General features: G+C 56.3%; 37 protein-coding genes. 35 read left to right on the forward strand and 2 right to left on the reverse strand.

The features are described 5' to 3' along the window. Positions 1–99 precede the first annotated feature (99 nt). The 9 genes from rpsJ to rplP all read left to right on the forward strand — a co-directional run bounded on the left by rpsJ (position 100) and on the right by rplP (position 5253). On the forward strand, positions 100–411 hold the full coding sequence (rpsJ, locus tag C7964_RS01825) for a 30S ribosomal protein S10 (RefSeq protein WP_055295556.1): 312 nt from the start codon (positions 100–102) through the stop codon (positions 409–411). Between the two features lie 12 nt (positions 412–423). Then, entirely contained in the window at positions 424–1275 is an 852-nt protein-coding gene (rplC, locus tag C7964_RS01830; RefSeq protein WP_110277996.1) for a 50S ribosomal protein L3, read from the forward strand. After that, a complete protein-coding gene (gene rplD, locus C7964_RS01835) occupies positions 1275–1895 on the forward strand; it encodes a 50S ribosomal protein L4 (protein ID WP_110277997.1) in 621 nt (206 codons plus the stop codon). The genes rplC and rplD overlap by 1 nt, the downstream gene beginning before the upstream one ends. Further along, the gene (locus C7964_RS01840) at positions 1892–2188 is read left to right on the forward strand and encodes a 50S ribosomal protein L23 (RefSeq protein ID WP_008236551.1); all 297 of its coding nucleotides are present in this window, start codon (positions 1892–1894) and stop codon (positions 2186–2188) included. The genes rplD and C7964_RS01840 overlap by 4 nt, the downstream gene beginning before the upstream one ends. Positions 2189–2618: 430 nt before the next feature. Then, entirely contained in the window at positions 2619–3461 is an 843-nt protein-coding gene (rplB, locus tag C7964_RS01845; protein WP_110277998.1) for a 50S ribosomal protein L2, read from the forward strand. A gap of 2 nt (positions 3462–3463) precedes the next feature. Beyond that, positions 3464–3742 (forward strand): 30S ribosomal protein S19, encoded by a 279-nt coding sequence (gene rpsS / locus C7964_RS01850; RefSeq protein ID WP_055295568.1) that lies wholly within the window; start codon positions 3464–3466, stop codon positions 3740–3742. Between the two features lie 3 nt (positions 3743–3745). Further along, positions 3746–4126, forward strand: coding sequence for a 50S ribosomal protein L22 (gene rplV, locus C7964_RS01855; protein WP_008236481.1), 381 nt, complete (start codon positions 3746–3748; stop codon positions 4124–4126). After that, complete coding sequence (gene rpsC / locus C7964_RS01860; protein ID WP_055295570.1) at positions 4126–4827, forward strand: 30S ribosomal protein S3; 702 nt, start codon at positions 4126–4128, stop codon at positions 4825–4827. Before rplV ends, rpsC begins: the two co-directional genes overlap by 1 nt. A 12-nt stretch (positions 4828–4839) precedes the next feature. Further along, positions 4840–5253: a 50S ribosomal protein L16 gene (gene rplP / locus C7964_RS01865; RefSeq protein ID WP_055295572.1), complete on the forward strand. Its 414-nt coding sequence runs from the start codon at positions 4840–4842 to the stop codon at positions 5251–5253. Positions 5254–5443: 190 nt separating this feature from the next. Here the strand turns inward: rplP and C7964_RS01870 are convergent, their stop codons facing one another. Continuing rightward, the gene (locus tag C7964_RS01870) at positions 5444–6349 is read right to left on the reverse strand and encodes a class I SAM-dependent methyltransferase (RefSeq protein WP_181417087.1); all 906 of its coding nucleotides are present in this window, start codon (positions 6347–6349) and stop codon (positions 5444–5446) included. 231 nt (positions 6350–6580) lie between these two features. Further along, positions 6581–7201 carry a TIGR02466 family protein gene (locus C7964_RS01875; RefSeq protein ID WP_110278000.1) on the reverse strand — a complete coding sequence of 207 codons (621 nt, stop codon included), beginning with the start codon at positions 7199–7201 and terminating at the stop codon, positions 6581–6583. A gap of 272 nt (positions 7202–7473) precedes the next feature. Between C7964_RS01875 and rpmC the strand changes: the two genes are divergently transcribed. The 26 genes from rpmC (at position 7474) to C7964_RS02005 (ending at position 24660) form a co-directional block, all read left to right on the forward strand. After that, the gene (gene rpmC, locus C7964_RS01880; protein WP_110278001.1) at positions 7474–7680 is read left to right on the forward strand and encodes a 50S ribosomal protein L29; all 207 of its coding nucleotides are present in this window, start codon (positions 7474–7476) and stop codon (positions 7678–7680) included. Between the two features lie 3 nt (positions 7681–7683). After that, positions 7684–7914: a 30S ribosomal protein S17 gene (rpsQ, locus tag C7964_RS01885; RefSeq protein ID WP_045997902.1), complete on the forward strand. Its 231-nt coding sequence runs from the start codon at positions 7684–7686 to the stop codon at positions 7912–7914. Positions 7915–7995: 81 nt separating this feature from the next. Next, a complete protein-coding gene (gene rplN, locus C7964_RS01890) occupies positions 7996–8364 on the forward strand; it encodes a 50S ribosomal protein L14 (protein ID WP_008236500.1) in 369 nt (122 codons plus the stop codon). A gap of 2 nt (positions 8365–8366) precedes the next feature. Further along, the gene (gene rplX, locus C7964_RS01895; RefSeq protein ID WP_110278002.1) at positions 8367–8672 is read left to right on the forward strand and encodes a 50S ribosomal protein L24; all 306 of its coding nucleotides are present in this window, start codon (positions 8367–8369) and stop codon (positions 8670–8672) included. Then, positions 8672–9235 (forward strand): 50S ribosomal protein L5, encoded by a 564-nt coding sequence (gene rplE, locus C7964_RS01900; protein WP_110278003.1) that lies wholly within the window; start codon positions 8672–8674, stop codon positions 9233–9235. Before rplX ends, rplE begins: the two co-directional genes overlap by 1 nt. Before the next feature lie 19 nt (positions 9236–9254). Further along, entirely contained in the window at positions 9255–9560 is a 306-nt protein-coding gene (gene rpsN / locus C7964_RS01905; protein WP_055295584.1) for a 30S ribosomal protein S14, read from the forward strand. Between the two features lie 12 nt (positions 9561–9572). After that, positions 9573–9965 carry a 30S ribosomal protein S8 gene (gene rpsH / locus C7964_RS01910; protein WP_110278004.1) on the forward strand — a complete coding sequence of 131 codons (393 nt, stop codon included), beginning with the start codon at positions 9573–9575 and terminating at the stop codon, positions 9963–9965. Positions 9966–9974: 9 nt separating this feature from the next. Beyond that, positions 9975–10508 (forward strand): 50S ribosomal protein L6, encoded by a 534-nt coding sequence (rplF, locus tag C7964_RS01915; protein WP_110278005.1) that lies wholly within the window; start codon positions 9975–9977, stop codon positions 10506–10508. An 11-nt stretch (positions 10509–10519) separates the two neighbouring features. Next, entirely contained in the window at positions 10520–10885 is a 366-nt protein-coding gene (rplR, locus tag C7964_RS01920) for a 50S ribosomal protein L18 (protein WP_055295590.1), read from the forward strand. A gap of 133 nt (positions 10886–11018) precedes the next feature. Continuing rightward, the gene (rpsE, locus tag C7964_RS01925; protein ID WP_055295591.1) at positions 11019–11597 is read left to right on the forward strand and encodes a 30S ribosomal protein S5; all 579 of its coding nucleotides are present in this window, start codon (positions 11019–11021) and stop codon (positions 11595–11597) included. A 13-nt stretch (positions 11598–11610) separates the two neighbouring features. Next, positions 11611–11799 (forward strand): 50S ribosomal protein L30, encoded by a 189-nt coding sequence (gene rpmD / locus C7964_RS01930; RefSeq protein ID WP_019953326.1) that lies wholly within the window; start codon positions 11611–11613, stop codon positions 11797–11799. A 226-nt stretch (positions 11800–12025) separates the two neighbouring features. Next, entirely contained in the window at positions 12026–12259 is a 234-nt protein-coding gene (locus tag C7964_RS01935; protein WP_286163705.1) for a DUF1127 domain-containing protein, read from the forward strand. Positions 12260–12573: 314 nt separating this feature from the next. Further along, a complete protein-coding gene (rplO, locus tag C7964_RS01940) occupies positions 12574–13047 on the forward strand; it encodes a 50S ribosomal protein L15 (protein ID WP_110278006.1) in 474 nt (157 codons plus the stop codon). A gap of 105 nt (positions 13048–13152) precedes the next feature. Continuing rightward, positions 13153–14511, forward strand: a complete 1359-nt coding sequence (gene secY, locus C7964_RS01945) for a preprotein translocase subunit SecY (protein ID WP_181417088.1) — start codon at positions 13153–13155, stop codon at positions 14509–14511. Beyond that, the gene (locus C7964_RS01950; protein WP_110278007.1) at positions 14508–15167 is read left to right on the forward strand and encodes an adenylate kinase; all 660 of its coding nucleotides are present in this window, start codon (positions 14508–14510) and stop codon (positions 15165–15167) included. The genes secY and C7964_RS01950 overlap by 4 nt, the downstream gene beginning before the upstream one ends. Before the next feature lie 244 nt (positions 15168–15411). Beyond that, positions 15412–15780: a 30S ribosomal protein S13 gene (gene rpsM, locus C7964_RS01955; RefSeq protein WP_110278008.1), complete on the forward strand. Its 369-nt coding sequence runs from the start codon at positions 15412–15414 to the stop codon at positions 15778–15780. A 13-nt stretch (positions 15781–15793) separates the two neighbouring features. Beyond that, positions 15794–16183 carry a 30S ribosomal protein S11 gene (rpsK, locus tag C7964_RS01960; protein WP_008236527.1) on the forward strand — a complete coding sequence of 130 codons (390 nt, stop codon included), beginning with the start codon at positions 15794–15796 and terminating at the stop codon, positions 16181–16183. Between the two features lie 112 nt (positions 16184–16295). Next, complete coding sequence (locus tag C7964_RS01965; protein ID WP_055295946.1) at positions 16296–17312, forward strand: DNA-directed RNA polymerase subunit alpha; 1017 nt, start codon at positions 16296–16298, stop codon at positions 17310–17312. 135 nt (positions 17313–17447) lie between these two features. After that, positions 17448–17867 carry a 50S ribosomal protein L17 gene (rplQ, locus tag C7964_RS01970; protein ID WP_076660710.1) on the forward strand — a complete coding sequence of 140 codons (420 nt, stop codon included), beginning with the start codon at positions 17448–17450 and terminating at the stop codon, positions 17865–17867. An 84-nt stretch (positions 17868–17951) separates the two neighbouring features. After that, entirely contained in the window at positions 17952–19262 is a 1311-nt protein-coding gene (locus C7964_RS01975; RefSeq protein WP_110278010.1) for a replication-associated recombination protein A, read from the forward strand. A gap of 31 nt (positions 19263–19293) precedes the next feature. Then, the gene (gene crcB / locus C7964_RS01980) at positions 19294–19653 is read left to right on the forward strand and encodes a fluoride efflux transporter CrcB (protein ID WP_110278011.1); all 360 of its coding nucleotides are present in this window, start codon (positions 19294–19296) and stop codon (positions 19651–19653) included. After that, positions 19650–20705 carry an RluA family pseudouridine synthase gene (locus tag C7964_RS01985; RefSeq protein ID WP_110278012.1) on the forward strand — a complete coding sequence of 352 codons (1056 nt, stop codon included), beginning with the start codon at positions 19650–19652 and terminating at the stop codon, positions 20703–20705. Before crcB ends, C7964_RS01985 begins: the two co-directional genes overlap by 4 nt. Beyond that, positions 20698–21363, forward strand: a complete 666-nt coding sequence (locus C7964_RS01990) for an HAD-IA family hydrolase (RefSeq protein WP_110278013.1) — start codon at positions 20698–20700, stop codon at positions 21361–21363. The genes C7964_RS01985 and C7964_RS01990 overlap by 8 nt, the downstream gene beginning before the upstream one ends. A 3-nt stretch (positions 21364–21366) precedes the next feature. Then, complete coding sequence (locus C7964_RS01995; RefSeq protein ID WP_110278014.1) at positions 21367–22077, forward strand: ATP12 family chaperone protein; 711 nt, start codon at positions 21367–21369, stop codon at positions 22075–22077. 217 nt (positions 22078–22294) lie between these two features. Continuing rightward, positions 22295–23314 carry an amino acid ABC transporter substrate-binding protein gene (locus C7964_RS02000; RefSeq protein WP_110278015.1) on the forward strand — a complete coding sequence of 340 codons (1020 nt, stop codon included), beginning with the start codon at positions 22295–22297 and terminating at the stop codon, positions 23312–23314. A 128-nt stretch (positions 23315–23442) separates the two neighbouring features. After that, entirely contained in the window at positions 23443–24660 is a 1218-nt protein-coding gene (locus tag C7964_RS02005; RefSeq protein ID WP_110278016.1) for an amino acid ABC transporter permease, read from the forward strand. The last annotated feature ends 1 nt before the right edge of the window (position 24661 follow it).

Consider the following 24661-nt stretch of genomic DNA (forward strand, 5'->3'; position numbering starts at 1 on the left):
TGCGTGCCCTTTATATATTGGACATAAAAGACGCGATGAGGGCTCTGGATGAGCCATGGTCCTCCTCTCCGATCTAGGCCCTAATCAAAGGGTGATGACATGGCAGCCAGCCAAAACATCCGTATTCGCCTGAAGGCGTTTGATTTCCGCGTCCTTGATGCAAGCACCGCAGAAATCGTCAGCACAGCAAAGCGCACTGGCGCGTCTGTGCGTGGACCGATCCCACTTCCAAACAAGATCGAAAAGTTCACAGTTCTGCGTGGCCCCCACGTTGACAAGAAATCCCGCGATCAGTTCGAGATCCGCACGCACAAGCGCCTTCTCGACATCATCGACCCAACACCACAGACCGTGGACGCGCTGATGAAGCTCGACCTGGCTGCCGGCGTTGACGTCCAGATTTCTGTATAAGGAGTAGATCATATGCTCCGTACAGGACTTATCGCAAAGAAAGTCGGCATGACCCGACTGTTCATGGAAGACGGCAAGCAGATCCCTGTTACCGTTCTTGCATTGGAAAACCTGCAAGTTGTTGCTCAGCGTACTGCTGAGACCAATGGCTATACAGCTGTCCAGCTGGGTGCAGGCAATGCCAAAGCCAAGCGCACATCCAAAGCGATGCGCGGCCACTTTGCTGCGGCCAAGGTAGAACCCAAGCGCAAGGTTGCCGAGTTCCGCGTTGCCCCCGAGAACATGATCAACGTCGGTGAAACACTGACGGCGAACCATTACTTCGAAGGTCAGTATGTTGACGTGTCCGGCACATCTATCGGTAAAGGTTTTGCCGGTGCAATGAAGCGTCACAACTTTGGCGGTTTGCGCGCGACACACGGTGTGTCCGTGTCCCACCGTTCGCACGGCTCGACCGGTCAGTGTCAGGATCCGGGCAAGGTTTTCAAAGGCAAGAAGATGGCCGGCCACATGGGTTCTGCCCGCGTGACGACACAGAACTTGCAAGTTGTGAAAACCGATGCCGAGCGTGGCGTCATCATGGTCAAGGGCGCTGTTCCCGGTTCCAAAGGTGGCTGGGTCACAATCAAGGATGCGGTCAAAAAGCCGACACCCGAGAACGTGATCTACCCTGCTGGCCTGCAGTCCATGGATGAAGAAGCCAAGCGTCTGGCTGAAGAAGCTGCTGCCGCCGCTGCTGCTGAAGAAGCTGCTGCCGCAAAGGCCGCTGCCGAGGCAGAACAGGCCGCGCTGGAAGCTGCTGAAGCAGAAGCTGCAAATGAAGCCCCGGCAGAAGATGCCGCACCAGAAGAAGGTGAGAAATAATGAAGGCTGATGCAATCAAACTGGACGGCAAGGCAGCTGGTTCCGTCGAACTGAACGACGAGATCTTCGGTCTTGAGCCGCGCAAGGACATCTTGCACCGCGTCGTTCGCTGGCAGCGCAACAAGGCAATGGCAGGTACTCACGATGTGCTGGGTCGTTCCGAGGTGAGCTATTCCACCAAGAAGATCTATCGCCAAAAGGGCACCGGTGGCGCACGTCACGGCTCGCGCGGCGCGCCGATCTTCCGTTCCGGTGGTACCTACAAGGGGCCAACACCCCGCAGCCACGCGCATGACCTGACAAAGAAGTTCCGCAAGCTTGGTCTCAAGCACGCCCTGTCCGCGAAAGTGGCCGCAGGCGAGCTGGTGATCGTTGACACCATCGACGTCAAAGACGCCAAGACCGGTGCGCTGGCCAAAATGGTCGGCAATCTGGGCTGGAAGCGCGCGCTGATCATCGACGGTGCCGAAGTGAACGCAAACTTCGCCAAGGCCGCCGCCAACATCACAACCATTAACGTTCTGCCATCCATGGGCGCGAACGTTTACGATATCCTGAAGTCGGACACACTCGTCCTGACCAAAGCAGGTGTCGAAGCTCTGGAGGCCCGTTTGTCATGAACGCCAAGGCAGAACACTACGACGTGATCCGCAAGCCGATCATCACCGAGAAAGCAACGATGGCGTCTGAGGCCAATGCCGTTGTTTTCGAAGTGGCCATCGACGCGAACAAACCGATGATCAAGGAAGCTGTTGAAAGCCTCTTTGGTGTAAAGGTCAAAGCGGTCAACACATCGATCACCAAAGGTAAAGTGAAGCGCTTCCGCGGCTCGCTGGGCACACGCAAAGACGTGAAAAAAGCCTATGTGACGCTGGAAGAAGGCAACACAATCGACGTGAGCACCGGTCTGTAAGATCGGTTCGCGATGAAGTTGGAAAGGCCCCCGCAGTGCGGGGGCCTTTTTTGTTTGCGTGGCAGGGAGTCGGGGCAGGCCCCGACCTACGTAGGCCGGGGCCCGCCCCGGCACTCTGACGGCCACACCAAGCGCAAGGGCCAGCGCCGGCCCGTGGGTTGGCATCGGCCACGTCTCTGTCGCGCAATTGATCATATCAATACGTTAACGCCTTCGGACCCCTTGCCACCCTCACCCCTCCCCGCTATACGCCCTCAATCACCTGACCTCGGGATTCGTTCCGGGGTCTTTGTGATGTTGCGGAACGCCGGGGAGAATCCCGGCCTACGTAGGTCGGGGTTCTCCCCGACATCTCTAAATCGGGCACCTACGGGGGCCTCTCACATCAGGGTTCCGCAAGGGGCCCGCCAAGCAAACGGAAGAAGCTAACATGGCACTCAAGTCGTACAAACCGACGACGCCGGGCCAGCGTGGGCTGGTGCTGATCGACCGTTCGGAGCTTTGGAAAGGACGTCCTGTCAAGTCTCTCACTGAGGGTCTGACGAAATCGGGCGGCCGGAACAACACCGGACGGATCACCATGCGTCGTATTGGTGGGGGCGCAAAGCGTCTTTACCGCATCGTCGATTTCAAGCGCAACAAGCTGGATATGACTGCTGTTGTCGCACGGATCGAATATGACCCGAACCGCACCGCATTTATCGCGCTGATCCAGTACGAAGACGGTACACAGAATTACATCCTTGCCCCCCAGCGCCTCGCGATTGGTGACAAGGTGATCGCATCCGCCAAGGCTGACATCAAGCCAGGCAACGCAATGCCCTTCAGCGGCATGCCCATCGGTACGATCGTTCACAACATCGAAATGAAAGCAGGCAAAGGCGGCCAGATCGCCCGTGCAGCCGGTACCTACGCCCAGTTTGTGGGTCGTGACGGTGGCTACGCGCAGGTCCGTTTGTCATCCGGTGAATTGCGCCTGGTACGTCAGGAATGCATGGCCACTGTCGGTGCTGTGTCCAACGCGGACCACTCGAACCAGAACTTCGGTAAAGCAGGCCGTATGCGTCACAAGGGCATCCGCCCGTCTGTGCGTGGTGTTGCGATGAACCCGATCGACCACCCGCACGGTGGTGGTGAAGGCCGGACATCTGGTGGTCGGACACCGGTTACGCCTTGGGGTAAAGACACCAAGGGCAAGCGTACCCGTAACAAGAACAAAGCGTCGCAGAGCCTTATCATCCGCTCGCGTCACGCCAAGAAGAAGGGTCGTTAATTATGGCTCGTTCCGTATGGAAAGGCCCCTTTGTGGATGCCTACGTCTTGAAAAAGGCAGAAGCATCGCGCGAAAGCGGCCGCAACGAAGTGATCAAGATCTGGTCGCGTCGTTCGACAATCCTGCCTCAGTTCGTTGGTCTCACCTTTGGTGTGTACAATGGCAAGAAGCACATCCCTGTTAACGTCACAGAAGACATGATCGGTCAGAAGTTCGGTGAATATTCACCAACCCGCACCTATTACGGTCACGCTGCTGACAAAAAAGCGAAGCGGAAATAAGCCATGAGCAAGGATAAGAATCCCCGCCGCGTGGCCGATAACGAAGCAATGGCAAAACTGCGCATGCTCCGGACGTCCCCGCAAAAGCTGAACCTCGTTGCTGGCCTGATCCGCGGCAAGAAAGTCGAGCAGGCGCTGACCGACCTGACTTTCTCGAAAAAGCGGATTTCGGACGATGTGAAGAAGTGCCTTCAGTCGGCCATCGCCAACGCAGAGAACAACCACAACCTTGACGTCGATGAACTGGTCGTCGCAGAGGCCTATGTCGGCAAGAACCTTACCATGAAGCGCGGTCGCCCTCGGGCCCGTGGTCGCTTTGGTAAGATCATCAAGCCGTTTGCAGAGATCACCATCAAGGTGCGTCAAGTTGAGGAGCAATCATAATGGGTAACAAAGTAAACCCGATCGGTATGCGTCTTCAGGTCAACCGCACCTGGGATAGCCGCTGGTACGCTGACACCAAAGACTATGGCGACCTTCTGTTGGAAGACCTCAAGATCAAGGCTTTCATCAAGAAAGAATGCGCACAGTCCGGCGTCAGCCGCGTGATCATCGAGCGTCCGCACAAAAAGTGCCGCGTCACGATCCACGCTGCACGTCCCGGTGTGATCATCGGCAAGAAAGGTGCAGACATCGAAGGTCTGCGCAAGAAACTTGCCGCGCTGACTGCCTCCGAGCTGCACCTGAACATCGTTGAAGTCCGCAAGCCCGAGCTTGACGCGGCACTGGTTGCCGAAAGCATCGGTCAGCAGCTTGAGCGTCGTGTGTCTTTCCGTCGCGCAATGAAGCGTGCGGTTCAGAACGCCATGCGTATGGGTGCCCTCGGTATCCGGGTCAACCTTGCCGGTCGTCTGGGCGGTGCTGAAATTGCACGGACAGAATGGTACCGCGAAGGTCGTGTGCCGCTGCACACGCTGCGCGCCGACATCGACTATGCACTGTATGAGGCAATGACGCCTTATGGGATCATCGGCATCAAGGTCTTCATCTACAAAGGTGAGATCATGGAGCACGATCCGTCAGCGCACGACCGTAAACATGCTGAGCTGCAAGAGGGCGCTGTCCCTCGCGGCCCACGTCGCTAAGGAGCTGATGATATGCTGCAACCAAAGCGTACAAAACACCGCAAGCTGCACAAAGGCCGCATTCGTGGTGAAGCAAAGGGCGGGTCTGACCTGAACTTTGGCACCTACGGCCTGAAGGCGATCGAACCTGAGCGTATCACTGCGCGCCAGATCGAAGCTGCACGTCGTGCCATGACGCGTCACATGAAGCGTCAGGGCCGTGTCTGGATCCGTATTTTCCCGGATCTGCCTGTTACCTCGAAGCCTATCGAAGTGCGTATGGGTAAAGGTAAAGGTTCCATCGATTTTTGGGCATGTAAGGTCAAACCAGGCCGCGTGATGTTCGAAATCGACGGCGTGACTGAAGTCGTTGCCCGTGAGGCCCTGCGCCTTGCTGCGATGAAGCTGCCGATCAAGACACGGACCGTGGTTCGCGAAGATTGGTAAGTGGTGTCGGGGTGAACCCCGACCTACGGTGAGAAAAAAGAAGCCCCTGCCGAGAGATCGGCGGGGGCTTTTTGTGATGTGAAGGTTTTTTTGGCATTGATCCCAACTAGGCAAGCGTGTGCGTGAGAGTGTCGGGTTGCCGCGTCGATTGTACGCGGATTGTAGTGCGTCCTAGAAAACCTCGATTGGCCTACTGTGCAGGCATAGGCTTCATCCACAGTGAGATAATCACATCTGAGAGGAGCTCTTCTTCGCTGTATTCCTCTCTGACTAAATGCGGTAGTTGAGCCATCAGCGCGCGTTTCTTATCATGCAGACCGCCAACGATGCGATGAGTGGCACCTGGCCAGCCTTGTTCAAATAATTCCAAGTAGTCGGAAACCCTCAGTCTATTGAGATAAGAGTTGGGTGCGACTCTTGACTGATGATCTGGATCTAAATGTGCCCAAGGTGGGAGTGCCTCGATATCGACAAATAGTCTCGGATCATGTGCGCCAGTGATGGATGTGTACAGATGGGTCACAGTGAAGACAGTTCCGCCCGGTTTCAATGTGCGTGTTATCTCGTTCATAACGGCGATGGGGTCTTGCAGATGTTCAAACACGGATATCGACATCACATAGTCGAATGTGTCGTCATCAAAGTCTGTCTTTGATGCGTCCCCTTGTACGAAAAGCCCTTTGGGTGCTCCGCCAAACTCCGCACGGAGAGCGTTGCCGAGTTTGCGATCAATGCCGAGCGCCTGGCGCCCAAGCGACTTAACAGCGCGTAGCATGCCATTCTCGCGGAAAATACGTAGGAATTCGTTGAAGCTCAGCCCTTCTGGTGCAATTTCCAGATCAATTGCTGTATAGTCGTTTTGCGGGCCAAGAGCGTAATAAAAAGGTTTGGTCTGACCCGGCCCAATTTCCAGTAACATTTTGCCCACAATGCTCTGCCCACTGAATATTTCCATCTCCTCGATGCCCGAGCGGGTCGAGCTCACAATGTCCGCGACTCTCTTGTCCAAGTCGCGCCCAGCGAAGCGGTAGAGCGCTAATAGCTCCCGAATTGCTTTTAGTGGAGTGCCCGCTGCTTGTAAGTATGTCTGCTTCAAATCAGAAACCTCAAAGATTGCAGAGAAGCAACTTCTAGATAATCTCATTACTCCCAATATTTCAAGCAAAACGCCTCCGCACCTCAGCGCCTGGGCAAAACAATCAAACGTAGATTCCCACTTCTGAGCCGACGTCACCTTTCTGCGACAATCCTCGCCGCATTTGTGGCGAAAACTGCTTCCTTCAAAGCCCGTTCTCCGTAGCGCTCCGGATCAATCCCCCAGAAAGGTTCACCCCCATGTATAATTAAAGCTCACCGATATCCGCTCTTCCTCGGACATATTCATCGGCACCTCGTGGCGCAGCCAGCTTTCCCAGAGCAGAACATCACCCACTTCGGGCTTCGCATAAAAAAACGTCCGCAGTTCATCACGCGCGTCTTTCATGCGTGTGGGTGCCGCCATCATCATGGCAAGGCGGGGGTCTTCGAATTTGATCGCACTCGCGCCGTCGGGCATCGCGACGTAGGTCGTGCCGCTGATCACCGAATGGGGGTGGATATGGCCGGTGTGGATGCCACCTTCGGGCAGGATGTTGATCCAGATGTCTTCGAGTTGCAGTTTCTTGTCGCCCAGATCGAAGGCGAGGTCTTTGGCAAAGGCCGCGACATGGGCATCGAGAACGGCGACGAGATCTTTGAAGATCGGGAACCGCCACGGCAGGTCGCTGAGTGAGGCATAAGAGGTATAGCCGGGATACCCGTGCTCTTCGCACCAGTCCTGGCCGGCTTCGTCATCATCCGCGATAACAAGGCAGGAGTTCTCGAGCTCGGCGGGATCAACGGGCGCGCCATGCTCGGAGAGTTTGGCGTGATACAGGCGGGTCGCGAAGAGGGATGTAATTTCTGTCATACAGGTGTCTTAGCGCAGGCAGTGTGGTAGTGCGAGTACTGAAACAGATATAGCGCAGTCCCGGACTTGATCCGGGACCTCCAACATAGCCGCCAACAGGCGGTCGCGGATCAAGTCCGGGACTGCGGCGTGACAGGTGGCGCAACTCTTTGCCAACAAGGGGTTGCTTTATATGCGGATGGGGTCTAAACGGCGCACTTCTACCCCCACTCCATCGGGAATCGGGTGACGTTTCGTACGGCCTGCCGATGATGTTGAAAAAGGAAAATGGCATGAACGCCAATGAACTGCGGGCCAAAACGCCCGATCAGCTCCGTGAAGAGCTGGTGAACCTCAAAAAAGAGTCCTTCAATCTGCGCTTTCAGCAGGCCACTGGTCAGTTGGAAAACACAGCAGGCATCCGTGCGGCCCGCCGCAACGCTGCCAAGGTCAAAACAATTCTGAACGAAAAGGCCGCAGCGGCCGCCAAGGAGGCTTAATCAATGCCTAAGCGTATCCTGCAAGGGGTTGTGACAAGCAACCAGAACGCCCAGACCGTGACTGTATCGGTCGAGCGCCGTTTCAAGCACCCGCTGCTTCAGAAAACCGTTCGTAAGTCCAAGAAGTACCGGGCGCATGACGAAAATAACGCTTTCAACGTTGGTGATACCGTCCGCATTCAGGAATGTGCGCCAAAATCGAAAACCAAACGCTGGGAGGTTATTGCTTCTTAAGCAATAGCACCCGGTTCAAACGAAACCCTGGGCCCCCGGACGGAAATCGGGACTTGCTCATAGGTCGGAAAAGGAAACCAAATGATCCAGATGCAGACCAATCTGGATGTTGCTGACAACAGCGGCGCTCGCCGTGTTCAGTGCATCAAGGTTCTGGGTGGTTCTCACCGTCGTTACGCCAGTGTTGGAGACATCATTGTTGTTTCGGTGAAAGAGGCCATTCCACGCGGTCGCGTAAAGAAGGGTGACGTCCGTAAGGCCGTCGTCGTACGCACCGCCAAAGAAGTACGCCGCGACGATGGCACAGCCATCCGTTTTGACAGCAACGCTGCTGTCATCCTCAACAACAACAACGAGCCGATCGGTACACGTATCTTTGGCCCGGTTGTTCGCGAGCTGCGCGCAAAGAACTTCATGAAAATCATCTCACTCGCTCCGGAGGTGCTGTAACCATGGCTGCGAAACTCCGTAAAGGTGATAGCGTGATCGTGCTTGCCGGTAAGGACAAGGGCAAGAAGGGCACAATCAGCTCTGTTGACCCCAAGTCGGGCAAAGCTGTTGTTGATGGCATCAACATTGCTGTGCGTCACCAGAAGCAAACGCAAGCGACACAGGGTGGCCGCACGCCAAAGGCGATGCCGATCCAGCTGTCCAACCTCGCAATCGTTGACAAGAATGGCAAAGCAACCCGTGTTGGCTTCCGTATGGATGGCGACAACAAGGTGCGTTTCGCCAAGACAACAGGGGATGTGATCTAATGCTTGACGCTGCAAACTATAGCCCCCGTCTCAAGGACCTCTACATCGCTAAAATTCGTGCGGCGATGAAAGAAGAGTTCGGTTACAAAAACGAGATGCAGATCCCGAAGCTGGACAAGATTGTCCTGAACATCGGCTGCGGTGCAGAAGCTGTCCGTGACAGCAAGAAAGCAAAAACCGCGCAGGAAGATCTGACAACCATCGCCGGCCAGAAGGCCATGACAACACACGCCAAGAAATCCATCGCTGGTTTCCGCGTTCGTGAAGACATGCCGCTGGGTGCAAAGGTAACTTTGCGCGGCGACCGTATGTACGAATTCCTTGATCGTCTGATCACTGTTGCAATGCCACGTATCCGCGACTTCCGCGGCGTATCCGGCAAATCCTTCGATGGCCGCGGCAACTATGCCACCGGCATCAAAGAGCACCTGATCTTCCCAGAAATCAACTTCGACAAGATCGATGAGAACTGGGGCATGGACATCGTGATCTGCACAACAGCGAACACTGACGCTGAAGCAAAGGCACTGTTGAAGCACTTCAACATGCCGTTCAACAGCTAAGCGCCAGGGAGATTTAGAGATGGCTAAGAAATCCATGATCGCACGCGAAGTGAAGCGTGAAAAGCTGGTCAAGCAGTATGCCGAAAAGCGTGCCGCCTTGAAGGCAATCATCAACAACAAAGAGATCGCTGTAGAAGAGCGGTTCAAGGCAACTCTTGAACTTGCGAAACTGCCACGGAACTCTTCTGCAACGCGTTTGCACAACCGTTGCCAGCTGACCGGGCGTCCACACGCCTATTACCGCAAACTCAAGATCAGCCGGATCGCGCTGCGGGACCTTGGTTCCAATGGCGAAATCCCCGGCATGGTCAAGTCTAGCTGGTAAGGAGCACATATTATGAATGATCCTATCGGTGATATGCTCACACGTATCCGCAACGGCCAGATGCGCGGTAAAGCGTCGGTGGAAACACCTGCGTCCAAACTGCGTGGTTGGGTGTTGGATGTGCTTTCCGACGAAGGCTACATCCGCGGTTACGAAAAGAAGGATGGCAAAGACGGCCACCCTGCTTTCCGAATCGAATTGAAGTATTACGAGGGTGACCCTGTCATTCGCGAAGTGAAGCGGGTTTCCAAGCCTGGCCGTCGCGTTTACCTGGGCGCCAATGACATCCCATCCGTCCGTCAGGGCCTGGGTGTGTCGATTGTCTCCACCTCTCAGGGTGTGATGTCGGATGCCAAAGCACGGGCTGCCAATATTGGCGGCGAAGTGCTCTGCACTGTATTCTAAGGGGATATTATGTCTCGTATTGGTAAAAAACCGGTTGAGCTGCCCGCAGGCGTCACTGCCTCTGTGTCAGGTCAGACCGTTGAGATGAAAGGCCCCAAAGGGACCCGGACTTTCAAGGCGACAGACGATGTCACCATCACCGTTGATGGCAACGTTGTGACTGTAGAACCACGCGGCAAATCCAAGCGCGCGCGCCAGCAGTGGGGCATGAGCCGCACAATGGTTGCAAACTTGGCCACCGGCGTTTCCGAAGGCTTCAAGAAAGAGCTTGAGCTGTCGGGTGTTGGTTACCGTGCACAGATGCAGGGCAATGTCCTGAACCTGTCATTGGGCTACAGCCACGATGTCAAATTTGAGGTGCCTGAGGGCGTCACAGTGACATCTGCAAAGCCGACTGAGATTGTTGTCGAAGGTATCGACGAGCAGCAGGTTGGTCAGGTTGCGGCGAATATTCGTGCTTGGCGTAAGCCCGAGCCCTACAAGGGCAAAGGGATCAAGTACAAAGGCGAATATATCTTCCGCAAAGAAGGTAAGAAGAAGTAAGGAACGCGATTATGGCAAACAGCAAGAGACAACTGTTTCTGAAGCGCCGCATGCGCGTTCGGAACAAACTTCGCAGCGTCACAGCCAACCAAGGCCGTGCACGTCTTTCGGTACACCGCTCGAACAAAAACATCAGCGCCCAGCTGATCGACGACGTCAACGGCGTAACACTCGCCTCAGCGTCTTCGCTCGAAAAGGACCTTGGTGTCGTTGGCAAGAACAACATCGAAGCCGCCGCAAAAGTGGGCGCTGCAATTGCAGAGCGCGCAAAGAAGGCTGGCGTAGAAGTTGCATACTTCGACCGTGGCGGTTTCCTCTTTCACGGCAAGATCAAGGCTTTGGCCGAGGCAGCCCGTGAAGGCGGTCTGAAGATCTAACGGTGTGGGTGGGTTTTGCCCACCCTACCAACCCCCTGTAGTATGGGTGCAACCCACGCTCGATGATCCGGCGCCTTGGGCGACCCGCGATTGGACAACGCCCCAAGGGGCAAAAAAATAAAGGACGCCATCAATGGCAGAACGTGAAAACCGCGGCCGCGGCCGCAACCGTGAAGAGCAGGCCCCAGAGTTTGCAGACCGTCTGGTCGCAATCAACCGGGTCTCGAAAACAGTTAAAGGCGGTAAGCGCTTTGGCTTCGCAGCACTCGTTGTTGTTGGCGACCAAAAAGGCCGTGTCGGCTTTGGCAAAGGGAAAGCCAAGGAAGTTCCTGAGGCGATCCGCAAAGCCACAGAGCAAGCCAAGCGCCAGATGATCCGCGTTGCACTGCGCGATGGCCGTACGCTGCACCACGATATCGAGGGCCGTCACGGCGCTGGTAAAGTTGTGATGCGCACAGCCCCTGTGGGTACCGGTATCATCGCCGGTGGTCCGATGCGTGCTGTGTTCGAAATGCTGGGCGTGCAGGATGTTGTATCCAAGTCGATCGGTTCGCAGAACCCTTACAACATGATCCGTGCCACCATGAACGGTCTGAGCAAAGAGCAGTCCCCGCGCAACGTCGCCCAGCGTCGTGGCAAGAAGGTTGCTGATATTCTGCCCAAGCGTGACGAAGCCCCAGCGGCTGAAGCACCTGCTGAAGCTGACGCGTAAGGAGAACTGACAGATGGCTAAAACAATCGTCGTCAAGCAGATCGGCTCCCCGATCCGCCGCCCCGAAAAACAGCGTGCAACGCTGATCGGTCTGGGCCTGAACAAAATGAACCGCACGCGCGAACTGGAAGATACCCCTTCCGTGCGCGGTATGGTGAACAGCATTCCGCACCTCGTCGAGATCATCGAAGAGCGTGGATAAGCTTTCACGTAGTGTCGGGGCAGGCCTCGACCTACGGTGCTGACAGATTGAAGCCCTCGGGAAACCGGGGGCTTTTTCTTTGGGCAGAATGAAAACTTTGACATGCAAATGCTGCATGGCGGCATTTCCGATGCTGCAGTTGCACAATAGAAGCCTGCGTCCTAGCTATTTGTTGAGAAGCATCGCCGTCGTGGTGCCACAACACGCAATTGAAAGGACGAAAGTCATGTCTATTACGACCAACACATTCGCCCCCGCCCAAATCGGTGCACGTATATCCGCACGCATTTCTGCCCAATTGGCAGCTTTGAAAGAGGCACGCGCGCAGAAGGCGGTTTATTATAAAGTCAGAACCCAATTGAACCGCATGTCGGACCGCGAGTTGGCCGATATCGGCACGAACCGTTTGCTGATCGACGACGTTGCCCGCGAAGCGGCCTTTGGCAAAGCGGAACGTTGAATTGAGGTAAGGTGGATCAAGTTCCACCTTACGGTTTGAAATGAATGCGCCTCGCAGGGAACTGCGGGGCGTTTGTTTTGCGGCGTAGTCAGCGACAGAACTGATGCGCACCTATGGGTTTTACAACTTCTGTTTTTGCCGCGATTTGCTGTATCCCGGCGTGTGTCGCCTTCAACCAACATCCCATTCTTGACGCCACCCATCCCCCCGTCTATACGCCACCAGTCGGCAGGCATCCGCCTCCGACTCAGATGTAACGCCGTGTTTGGCCGCTCCCGTCGCTGGGGGCCAATTCCGGCAAAAGGAGAAGCGACATGAAACTGAACGAACTCTCAGACAACCCGGGCGCCACCAAAGGCAAAAAGCGTATTGGCCGTGGTCCAGGTTCCGGCAAAGGTAAGACCGGTGGCCGTGGTATCAAAGGTCAAAAATCGCGTTCCGGTGTAGCTATCAAAGGCTATGAGGGCGGCCAGATGCCACTCTACCAGCGTCTGCCAAAGCGCGGCTTCAACAAGCCGAACCGCAAGACTTTCGCTGTCATCAACCTTGGTCTGATCCAGAAATTCATCGACGAAGGCAAGATCGACGTCAAAGCCGACATCACCGAAGATGCGCTGATCGCGTCCGGTCTGGTGCGTCGCAAGAAGGACGGTATCCGCGTTCTTGCCAAAGGCGATTTCAAAGCCAAAGCAACGATTGCTGTCACCGGTGCCTCCAAGGGCGCTGTTGAGGCGGTTGAAAAGGCTGGCGGCACATTGACTGTCACAGCACCGGCTGCGGCTGAGTAAGACCTTGTGAGCGGCGTCACCGTCGCTTACATAGCTCTTCAAGTTTTCCCAAACGCCGCGATCCGGGAAACGGTATCGCGGCGTTTCTATTGAAAAGAGACCCATATGGCTTCTGCAGCAGAGCAAATGGCAGCCAACGTCAGTTGGAGCGCCTTCGGCAAAGCAACTGAACTGCGTCAGCGCATCCTGTTTACGATTGGTTTGCTGATTATCTACCGTCTTGGCACGTTCATTCCGGTTCCCGGCATTGATGGCATCGCCTTGCAGCAGTTCATGGAAGACGCGCAGTCGGGCATTGGCGGCATCCTGTCGATGTTCACCGGTGGTGCCCTGTCACGCATGGCGATCTTTACGCTCGGCATTATGCCCTACATCTCTGCCTCGATCGTGATGCAGCTTTTGGGATCTATGTGGGAGCCGCTCAAGAACCTCAAAAAAGAGGGTGAGCAGGGCCGCCGCAAACTGAACCAATATACCCGTTACTTCACTGTCGTTCTGGCCACTGCACAGGCCTACGGCCTTGCTGTCAGCCTTGAGGCGGGTGGTCTTGCGGCTGATCCGGGCCCGTTCTTCCAGGCTTCGACGGTCATCACCATCGTTGGTGGCTGTATGTTCCTGATGTGGCTGGGCGAGCAGATTACCGCACGCGGCATCGGCAACGGTATCTCCTTGATCATCTTCGTTGGTATTATTGCCGAAATCCCTGCCGCACTTGCGCAATTCCTGTCGCAGGGTCGTTCCGGTGCGATCAGCCCGCTGGTCATCGTCGGGATTATCCTGATGTTGATCGTGGTTCTGACCTTTGTGGTTTTCATGGAGCGGTCGCTGCGCAAGATCCACATCCAGTACCCGCGCCAGCAGCGCGGCATGAAGGTTTATGACGGTTCAACCAGCCACCTGCCGATCAAGGTGAACCCCGCTGGCGTGATCCCTGCGATCTTTGCATCCGCGCTGCTTTTGCTGCCAACCACGATCAGCACATTCAGCGGCGGATCATCCGGCCCCTTGATGTCGACCATCCTGGCGCTCTTCGGTCCTGGCCAGCCGCTCTATCTGATCTTCTTTGGCGGCATGATCATCTTCTTTACGTATTTCTACACCCGTGAAGTTGCCTTCAAGACCGAGGACGTCGCCGAAAACCTGAAGAACCAGAACGGCTTTGTGCCCGGCATCCGCCCCGGCAAGAAAACCGAAGAGTATCTGGACTATGTCGTTACGCGGATTCTGGTGCTGGGTTCCGGCTATCTGGCGCTCGTGGCACTCTTGCCCGAGATTATCCGCGCGGAATTGTCGATCCCGTTCTACTTTGGTGGCACATCAATCCTGATTATTGTGTCTGTGGGTATGGACACGATCCAGCAAATCCAGTCACACTTGGTGGCACATCAATACGAAGGCCTGATTGAGAAGTCTCAATTGCGTGGCAAGCGTAGCGCAAAACGTAAAGGGCCATCACGCCGATGAATATCATTCTGCTGGGACCGCCGGGGGCGGGTAAGGGAACACAGGCACGCAAGCTTGTTGAAGAACGCAATATGGTGCAGCTGAGCACTGGCGATATGCTGCGCGCCGCCCGCACCAGCGGGACCGAGATGGGCAAGACTGTTGCGGCCGTGATGGACCGTGGCGATCTTGTCACCGATGAAATCGTGATCGGCCTGATCCGCGAACAGCTTGAGAGTGACGACGGCAAGGGCGGCTATATCTTTGACGGCTTCCCGCGCACATTGGCGCAGGCTGATGCGTTGGGAAATCTGCTGGTCGAGATGGGTGAGAACCTTGATTGCGTGATCGAGATGCAAGTCGATGACGAGGCGCTTGTTGATCGCATCACCGCACGCTCGACCTGTGCTGATTGTGGTGAAGTCTATAATGACAACACCAAGCCGATCCCGGCGGATGGTAAATGCACCAACTGTGGGGGCACGAATTTCCAGCGCCGTGCCGATGACAACGCAGACAGTCTCCGCACCCGTTTGATGGCCTATTACAAGCAAACCAGCCCGCTGGTTGGCTACTACTATGCCAAGGGTGACCTGAAGTCTGTGGATGGTCTGGCCAGCATGGAAGATGTGGCGACCAGCATCGCTTCGGCACTGCGAGACGCTGAAAAATCCTGATATTTTGCTATGGTACGGGGCGGAATGCGCAAATCGTCTTTTGTGCCGCCCCAGCGCCTTGACGCCTTGGCAAATGCCCCCTAAACAGCGCCATCCCAAACGGGAATCATTTTGTGGTTAATGGGTCGCCCCCAAAGATCACAAGGCACCTCCATATGACGCAGCCCGGCGCCCCAAAGGTCCGGGCTTCCGTTGTGAAAAAAGGGTCTGGAACGACGGACCCGCAACGAAAAGGAATAGCAACGTGGCACGTATTGCCGGCGTAAACATCCCGACTGCAAAGCGGGTTCCAATCGCCCTTACTTACATCACCGGTATTGGTTCTGCCAAAGCCGAAGAAATCTGCGCAGCGACCAACATTGATCGCGCGCGTCGTGTAAACCAGCTTTCTGATGCAGAAGTGCTGTCGATCCGTGAATACATCGACGCCAACCTGACAGTGGAAGGTGACCTGCGTCGCGAGACACAGATGAACATCAAGCGCCTGATGGACCTTGGTTGCTACCGTGGCCTGCGCCACCGTCGTAACCTGCCGGTTCGCGGTCAGCGGACATCCACCAACGCACGTACACGCAAGGGTCCTGCAAAGGCCATTGCTGGTAAGAAGAAATAAGGAAGCTTGATCAATGGCACGTGATACAAAACGCACCAAGAAGAAGGTTTCCAAGAACATCGCAGCCGGTGTTGCGCATGTGAACTCTTCTTTCAACAACACAAAGATCCTGATCTCCGACGTGCAGGGCAACGCCATTTCTTGGTCGTCTGCTGGCACGATGGGTTTCAAAGGTTCACGGAAATCCACACCCTACGCGGCCCAGATGGCTGCTGAGGATGCAGGCAAGAAAGCACAAGATCACGGCGTGAAGACGCTGGAAGTCGAAGTGCAGGGTCCTGGTTCCGGTCGTGAATCCGCGCTTCGCGCATTGGCCGCAGTTGGTTTCAACATCACATCGATCCGTGACGTGACCCCAATGGCCCACAACGGTTGCCGCCCACCAAAGCGTCGCCGCGTCTAATTACACCCAAACGCCTTGGGGTCGTGCATGATTTCGCACGGCCCCAATCCGTCATTTTAACCTCGGGCGTTTGCCTTTTTGGACATGAAGGCAGACTAGTATGGAGGGACATATGATCCACAAGAACTGGGCTGAGTTGATTAAGCCGACTCAATTAGAAGTTAAGCCAGGCAACGATCCTGCGCGTCAGGCAACCGTCATTGCAGAACCACTCGAGCGTGGCTTTGGTTTGACATTGGGCAACGCCCTGCGCCGCATTTTGATGAGCTCCCTTCAGGGCGCTGCGATTACTGCTGTTCAGATCGACAACGTTCTGCACGAGTTCTCAAGCGTTTCCGGTGTGCGTGAAGACGTCACCGACATCGTATTGAACCTCAAAGGTGTTGCGATCCGCATGGAAGTGGAAGGGCCAAAGCGTCTGTCCGTTCAGGCCAAAGGCCCGGGCGTCGTGACTGCTGCGGATATTTCCGAGACTGCGGGCATCGAGATCCTGAACAAGGATCATGTGATCTGCCACCTTGACGAAGGCGCTGACCTTTACATGGAACTGACCGTGAATACCGGTAAGGGCTATGTTGCGGCAGACAAGAACAAGCCAGAAGATGCACCGATCGGCATGATGGCCGTTGATGCGATCTACTCGCCTGTGAAGAAAGTCAGCTATGACGTGCAGCCAACCCGCGAAGGTCAGGTTCTGGACTATGACAAGCTGACTATGAAGGTCGAAACAGACGGGTCGCTGACACCTGATGATGCAGTCGCTTACGCGGCCCGCATCCTGCAGGACCAGCTGTCGATCTTCGTCAACTTTGACGAGCCTGAATCAGCAACTGCTGGCGCTGACGACGACGGTCTCGAGTTCAACCCGCTTCTGCTCAAGAAAGTGGACGAGCTGGAACTGTCCGTCCGTTCGGCAAACTGCCTCAAGAACGACAACATCGTGTACATTGGCGATCTGATCCAGAAGACCGAAGCAGAAATGCTGCGCACACCGAACTTTGGCCGCAAATCTTTGAACGAGATCAAAGAAGTGTTGTCAGGAATGGGTCTGCACCTTGGCATGGACGTTGAGGACTGGCCACCGGACAACATCGAAGATCTGGCCAAGAAGTTCGAAGACCAGTTCTAAGAATTCGGGTGGGCTTACGGGCCCACCCAAAAATGCCCGCACTGGCGGGGAACATCCTGGGCAATTCCGCCCCACTAACGGAGCCAGCGACACGCATCGCATCGGCCCATCCTAAAACAAAATGGAGACTATCACATGCGTCACGCACGAGGTTACCGCCGCCTGAACCGCACACACGAGCACCGCAAGGCGCTGTTCGCGAACATGGCTGGCTCGCTCATTGAGCATGAGCAAATCAAGACAACATTGCCCAAGGCGAAAGAACTGCGCCGTATCGTTGAAAAGCTGGTCACACTTGGCAAGCGCGGCGATCTGCACGCGCGCCGTCAGGCCAACGCACAGCTGAAGCAGGAAATGCACACTGCAAAACTGTTCGAAGTGCTTGGGCCACGCTACGCCGAACGTCAGGGCGGTTATGTCCGCATCATCAAAGCGGGTTTCCGTTACGGTGACATGGCTCCAATGGCGATCATCGAATTCGTTGACCGCGACGTTGACGCAAAAGGTGCGGCTGATAAGGCCCGTCTGGCCGAATACGAGGCCGCTGAGGATTAATTTCCCCTGCATCACCTGAGTTTCGCAAAGCCCTGCCATTCTGGCGGGGCTTTCGCTTTTTTGAACAAAGCTTATGTTTCTGCCATGGCCGATCTTTTTGACAGCACCCCCACCGATACCCCCGCGGGCCCCCGCCCGCTGGCGGATCGTTTGCGGCCTAAAAACCTGTCCGAGGTCATCGGCCAGCAGCAGGTTCTCGGCCCTGATGCGCCACTGGGCACAATGCTTGCCTCTGGTTCGCTGTCTTCGCTGATTTTCTGGGGACCACCCGGTGTGGGTAAAACGACGATCGCCCGCTTGCTGGCGGCCGAGACCGACCTGCATTTCGTCCAGATCAGCGCGATTTTCACCGGTGTGCCGGAACTGCGCAAGGTGTTCGAGGCTGCCAAGATGCGCCGCCAGAACGGCAAGGGCACCCTGCTGTTTGTCGATGAAATCCATCGTTTCAACAAAGCCCAGCAAGACGGGTTTCTGCCGTATATGGAAGACGGGACCATCCTGCTGGTGGGTGCCACGACCGAAAACCCCAGTTTCGAGTTGAACGCCGCTGTTCTGAGCCGAAGCCAGGTTTTCATCCTCACCCGTCTTGACCTCAAAGACCTCGAACTGCTCGCGCAGCGGGCCGAAAAGGAACTCGGCCGCGCTTTGCCGCTTGATGGCCACGCCCGTGAGGCGCTTTTGAATATGGCCGATGGTGATGGTCGCGCCTTGCTCAATCTGATTGAACAGGTCGCCGCATGGAAAACGGATGCCAAACTGGGCCGCGATGACCTGACCAAACGCCTGATGAAACGTGCCGCAAAATACGACAAATCCGGTGACGAGCATTACAACCTGATCAGCGCGCTCCATAAATCCGTGCGCGGCTCGGACCCTGATGCGGCACTATACTGGTTCGCCCGTATGCTGGCGGGTGGCGAGGACCCGCGGTTTCTTGCGCGCCGTATCACGCGCATGGCGGTCGAGGATATCGGACTTGCCGACCCACAGGCGCAGGCCATTTGCCTGCAATCGTGGGAAACCTATGAAAGGCTTGGATCGCCCGAGGGCGAGTTGGCGCTTGCGCAGGCGGTGACCTATCTGGCCCTCGCACCTAAATCGAATGCAACCTATGTGGCCTATAAGGGTGCTGTCGCTGCCGCCAAACAGACCGGATCAGAGCCACCGCCCGCCCATATCCTGAACGCGCCCACGCGGTTGATGAAGGAACAGGGTTTTGGCGCGGGCTATGCCTATGACCATGATGCCGAGGACGGGTTTAGTGGCCAGAACTATTTCCCCGAAACCATGAAGCGCGGCGTCTACTACATCCCCGTGGATCGCGGGTTCGAGCGCGAGTTGAAAAAGCGCGTTGATTTCTTTGCGGGCCTGCGTGCCAAACGGGGCAAGAATTGACAAGGCTGGCACAAAGGCCCATGGGGGCGGCATGATGACACCGGTAATCTCTGTGGCCCTCGGTGGGGCGATCGGCTCTGTGCTGCGCTATGTGGTCGGTTTGACCGTGGCGTTTCCATTGGGCACGCTGACGGTCAATGTAATCGGGTCCTTTGCCATTGGCGTGATCTGGGTGCATCTGGCGGACCGCGGGTTGCAGCATTGGTTGCCGTTTGTGATGACGGGGCTCTTGGGTGGCTTCACCACCTTCTCGGCTTTTACGTTGGACGCATTGCGTCTGTTTGAAGAGGGACGTTTCACCGCCGCAGGTGCCTATATCGCGGGCTCGGTGGTTCTGTCCTTGATGGCCTGCGGGCTGGGTCTGTGGCTTGCCAAAGGAATGACGACATGAGTGGCGTACAAACGCGGGTGATCGGCCCTGACGATGGTGACCAGCGGCTGGACCGCTATCTGCGCCGCCTGTTCCCGCATCTGACCCAAGGGCGGATCGAAAAGATGTGCCGCAAAGGCGAGTTGCGTGTTGATGGCGGGCGGGTGAAATCGAACACGCGTCTGGATATCGGGCAAAAGGTACGAATCCCACCTTTGCCGACCGAGGAAGAGGCCGCTGCGGCGGCCAACCTTGCCAAGCGTGGCGTGACCAAGGCCGATGCCAAGCTGATCCAGTCCTGCGTGATCTACAAGGACGAGCATATCATTGCCATCAACAAGCCGCATGGTTTGGCCACCCAAGGCGGGACAAACACGGCACGCCATGTGGACGGATTGGCCGAGGCTTTGATGTTTGATTACGACGAAAAGCCGCGTCTTGTGCACCGTCTGGACAAGGATACATCCGGTGTTCTGCTGCTGGCCCGTACCCGCATGATGGCCAAGCAGTTGACCGAGAACCTCAAGCACCGCGAGACGCGCAAGATCTACTGGGCCGCCGTCGCGGGTGTCCCGCATCCTCGTGCGGGCACGATCAAATACGGATTGGTGAAAGCCGCAGGTCATGGCCGCGGTGGCGAGAACGAAAAGATGCGCTGCGTGCATCCGCGTGATCTGGACAGCGTCGAAGGCGCGAAACGTGCGGTCAGTGACTACGCGGTGATGGATACGCTGGCCAGCCGCGCGTCGTGGTGTGCTTTGGTCCCGATCACGGGCCGCACACATCAGTTGCGCGCGCATATGGCCGAGATCGGCCATCCGATCATCGGTGATGGCAAATATGGCGGGTCAGGTCAGGAAAACCTCGGTGACGGCTGGGGCGCTGGAATGGGGAGCGAGATCGGGCGCAAGCTGCACCTGCATGCGCGCAGCCTGACGATCGAACACCCTGCGACAGGTGCAATTCTACACATCACAGCGCCTTTGCCAGAGCATATGCAAAACACCTGGGATTTCGTGGGCTGGGTTGTCGGCCACGCGCCCGTTGATCCGTTCAATATGCCTGATGAGTGAACTGCGACTGGTGATTTTTGACGTCGACGGAACACTTGTCGACAGTCAGGCCGAGATCCTGGCGGCGATGGCGCTGGCGTTTCAGTCCGAAGGGCTGGCTTTGCCAGAACGCGCAACGGTTTTGTCGATTGTCGGGTTGTCGTTGGCAGAAGCATTTCAAACCCTTTGCGCCGATATCGACGCGACCCGCCGCGCACGGATGGTAGAGGCCTATAAAGACGCCTTCATGTCGCTGCGCACCCAGAACCAAGAGATGGGCCCATTGTTTCCCGGAGCGCTTGATGCGCTGGATGTGTTGCGAGCACAGGATCACACGCTTTTGGCGGTGGCGACAGGCAAGTCACGACGGGGACTTGATAAGGTGCTCGAACGGCACGGGCTGACGGGGGTGTTCCATTCCGAACAGGTGGCGGACCATCATCCGTCCAAACCGAATCCTTCGATGATTCTGACGGCGCTGAATGAAACCGGTGTTGTGCCGCAAAAGGCCGTCATGCTGGGTGATACGACGTTCGACATGGATATGGCGCGCGCGGCGGGCATCAAAAAGATCGGGGTCACTTGGGGCTATCATCCCGCAGAGACCCTGCAACCCGATGCAATGATTGACGATTTCGCAGCGCTGGCCGGTGCTGTGGATCAACTGATAGGTGTCTGACCGATGAGTGACTGGAAACCGAAGCGATTTTGGAAAAAGGCGCAGGCCGAGGCTTGTGAGGGCGGCTTCACGGTGCTGCTTGACGGGCGTCCGGTCCGGACACCGGCGAAAGCGCCGCTCACTGTGCCGACCCGCACGATGGCCGATGCGATTGCAGAGGAATGGGACGCGCAGGAAAAGGTGATTGATCCACGCACCATGCCGGTAACCCGTGGTGCGAACGCCGCCATTGATAAGGTTCGCACCCAGCGCGACGAAGTCGTGGGCTTGCTTGCAGAATATGGTGACAGCGATCTGCTGTGTTACCGCGCTGCCGGGCCTGAGGGCCTGATACGGAAACAGGCCGAGGCGTGGGATCCGATGCTGGACTGGGCGGCGGATGCGCTGGGTGTGCGGCTTGCTGTCGGGGAAGGGGTGATGCATGTCGCGCAACCGCCCGAGGCGCTTGGCAAGCTGAGAAATGAGCTTGCAGCATTCGATGAGTTCGCACTGGCCGCTGTGCACGATCTGATCAGCCTCTCAGGCTCTTTGATCCTCGCACTCGGGGTGACGCGCGAGGCCATTGCGGTTGAAAAGGCATGGTTACTTTCACGCATAGATGAACACTGGCAGGTTTCGCAGTGGGGTGAAGACGAAGAGGCCACCGCCGCGGAAGCGATCAAACGGCAGGCCTTTGAGGATGCTGCACGGTTTTACAGGTTTTCACTGACCTAAGGGAAAGCCAGTGTTTGCACCGATCACACCGAAAAGTGCCTCATTTAGTGGCATCTGCCCCGTGTTTTTCGGCTGCTGCCCTTGACTCTAGGCCAGAATACCCAAACTCTCTTTTCATTGAGTTGGCTCGACCGGCTCATCGATCATGACTGTCTATCGGGACGGGATAAAAATTGGCTGCTCTGATTATGGGGCAGAAACTCAGGAAGAGGTAAAAATGAAAAAAACCGCATTTTACGGCGCACTCACTGTTGCAGGTTTTGCTGCAAGCATGGCTTCGGCGGCAACGCTTGATGACGTGAAAGAGCGCGGCACACTGAACTGTGGCGTCACAACTGGCCTGATCGGCTTCGCTTCACCAGACGCGAACGGCGTGTGGGACGGCTTTGACGTAGGCGTTTGCCGCGCTGTTGCTGCTGCTGTTTTGGGTGATCCGAATGCAGTCGAATTCGTTCCAACAACTGGTAAGACACGCTTCACAGCGCTGGCTTCCGGCGAGATCGACATGCTGGCACGCAACACAACATGGACATTCAGCCGCGACGTGGACCTGAAGTTCGAATTCGTTGGCATCAACTACTACGACGGTCAGGGCTTCATTGCACCACGTGATCTTGGCGTGTCTTCCGCGAAAGAACTCGACGGTGCGACTGTCTGCATCCAGACTGGCACAACAACCGAGCTGAACCTGGCCGACTACTTCCGCGCCAACAACATCAGCTATGAGCCAGTGCCAATCGAAACAAACGCTGAAGGTCAGCAGCAGTACCTCGCTGGTGCATGCGACGTTTACACAACTGACGCATCCGGTCTGGCTGCGACACGTGCTGCATTCGAGAACCCACAGGATCACATCATCCTGCCAGAGATCATCTCGAAAGAGCCTCTTGGTCCGCTTGTGCGCCATGGCGACAACGACTGGGGTGACGTTGTGCGTTGGACACTCAACGCGCTGATCGCCGCTGAAGAACTGGGCGTCACATCTGCCAACATCGAAGAGCTGGCAGCTGCACCAACAGGCAACCCGGAAATCAACCGTCTGCTGGGCACCGAAGGTGAACTGGGCGCAATGCTGGGTCTGGAAGCAGACTGGGCGAAGAATGCAATCGCTGCTGGTGGTAACTACGGTGAGCTGTTCGAGCGCAACATCGGTGAGAACACACCAATCGGTCTGGCACGCGGTCTGAACGCGCAGTGGACAGATGGTGGTCTGCTGTACACGCCTCCATTCCGCTAAGGACTTCGGATAAGATCAAAGGGCGCGGTGCAAACCGCGCCCTTTCACCAAGACGACCATAAAAATCGGCGCAAACGAGTTGCTTAAGCAACCAAATCAAAAAGCACCGAAGCAACGGGGAATACATAATGACGTCGGTCACAGACCCACCACAGGGTTCGTTCCGCTTGTCGATGCTTATCAACGACACGCGTTATCGATCCTACACTTTTCAATTCATCGCTCTCGTGCTCCTGATCGGCTTCATGGCCTATCTGGGCATCAATCTGGTGAGCAACCTTGCCGCGCAGGGTCTCAACATTTCGTTCGGCTTTCTGGGCGATCCTGCAGGATATGACATCAACCAGACCGTCGTCGAATATGACAGCCAGTCATCGCACCTGCGGGCTGCGGTTGTGGGGATTATCAACACCCTGATTGTCGCCTTTCTCGCCTGTGTGACCGCGACCATCTTTGGTGTGATCGCCGGTGTTCTGCGCTTGTCGAACAACTGGGTCGTGCGCAAGCTGATGGCGTTCTATGTCGAGATCTTCCGGAACATTCCCGTTCTGATCTGGATCATCATTATCTTCTCGATCATGACCGTTAGCATGCCGGCGCCCCGTGATTTCCGGGGTGACGATGCAACCGCGGGGATGCTCTTTGACGCGTTCGCCTTTACCAACCGCGGCGTCTATTCACCCGCGCCGGTGATTGACGGTGCAAGTGGCTGGATCGTCATCGGGGTCTTTATCGCTTCGATCATCGGGATCTTTGCTTATCGCAGATACGCGACCAAAAAACTCTATGACACGGGCCAGCTCTTGCCGATGCTGTGGCCATCCGTGGCGCTGTTTTTTGTTCCCGTGATCCTTGCCTACTTCATCCTCGGTCGTCCGATCACCCTGGACTACCCCTCGCTGCAAGGCTTCAACTTCCAAGGCGGGCTTCACCTGCGTGGGTCTTTGATCGCGCTTTGGTTTGCTCTGGCGATCTACACCGGTGCCTTTATCGCGGAAAACGTGCGTGCCGGTATTCAGGCGATTTCCAAGGGCCAGACAGAGGCGGCAGCTTCGCTTGGTCTGCGTCCCGGACGGATCATGAACCTTGTGATTCTGCCGCAGGCTTTGCGGGTCATCATCCCGCCGCTGATTTCGCAGTATCTGAACATCACAAAGAACAGCTCTTTGGCGATTGCTGTGGGGTATATGGATGTCACGTCCACGCTGGGCGGGATCACCCTGAACCAGACCGGCCGTGCGATCGAATGTATTCTGCTGCTGATGCTGTTCTATCTGACGATCTCACTGCTGATCTCGGCCGTGATGAACGTCTACAACAACTCTGTTAAGCTGAAGGAGCGCTGAT

Origin of the sequence: Loktanella sp. PT4BL (assembly GCF_003201935.1) — a bacterium.
In the GTDB taxonomy this organism is placed as follows: Bacteria; Pseudomonadota; Alphaproteobacteria; order Rhodobacterales; family Rhodobacteraceae; genus Yoonia.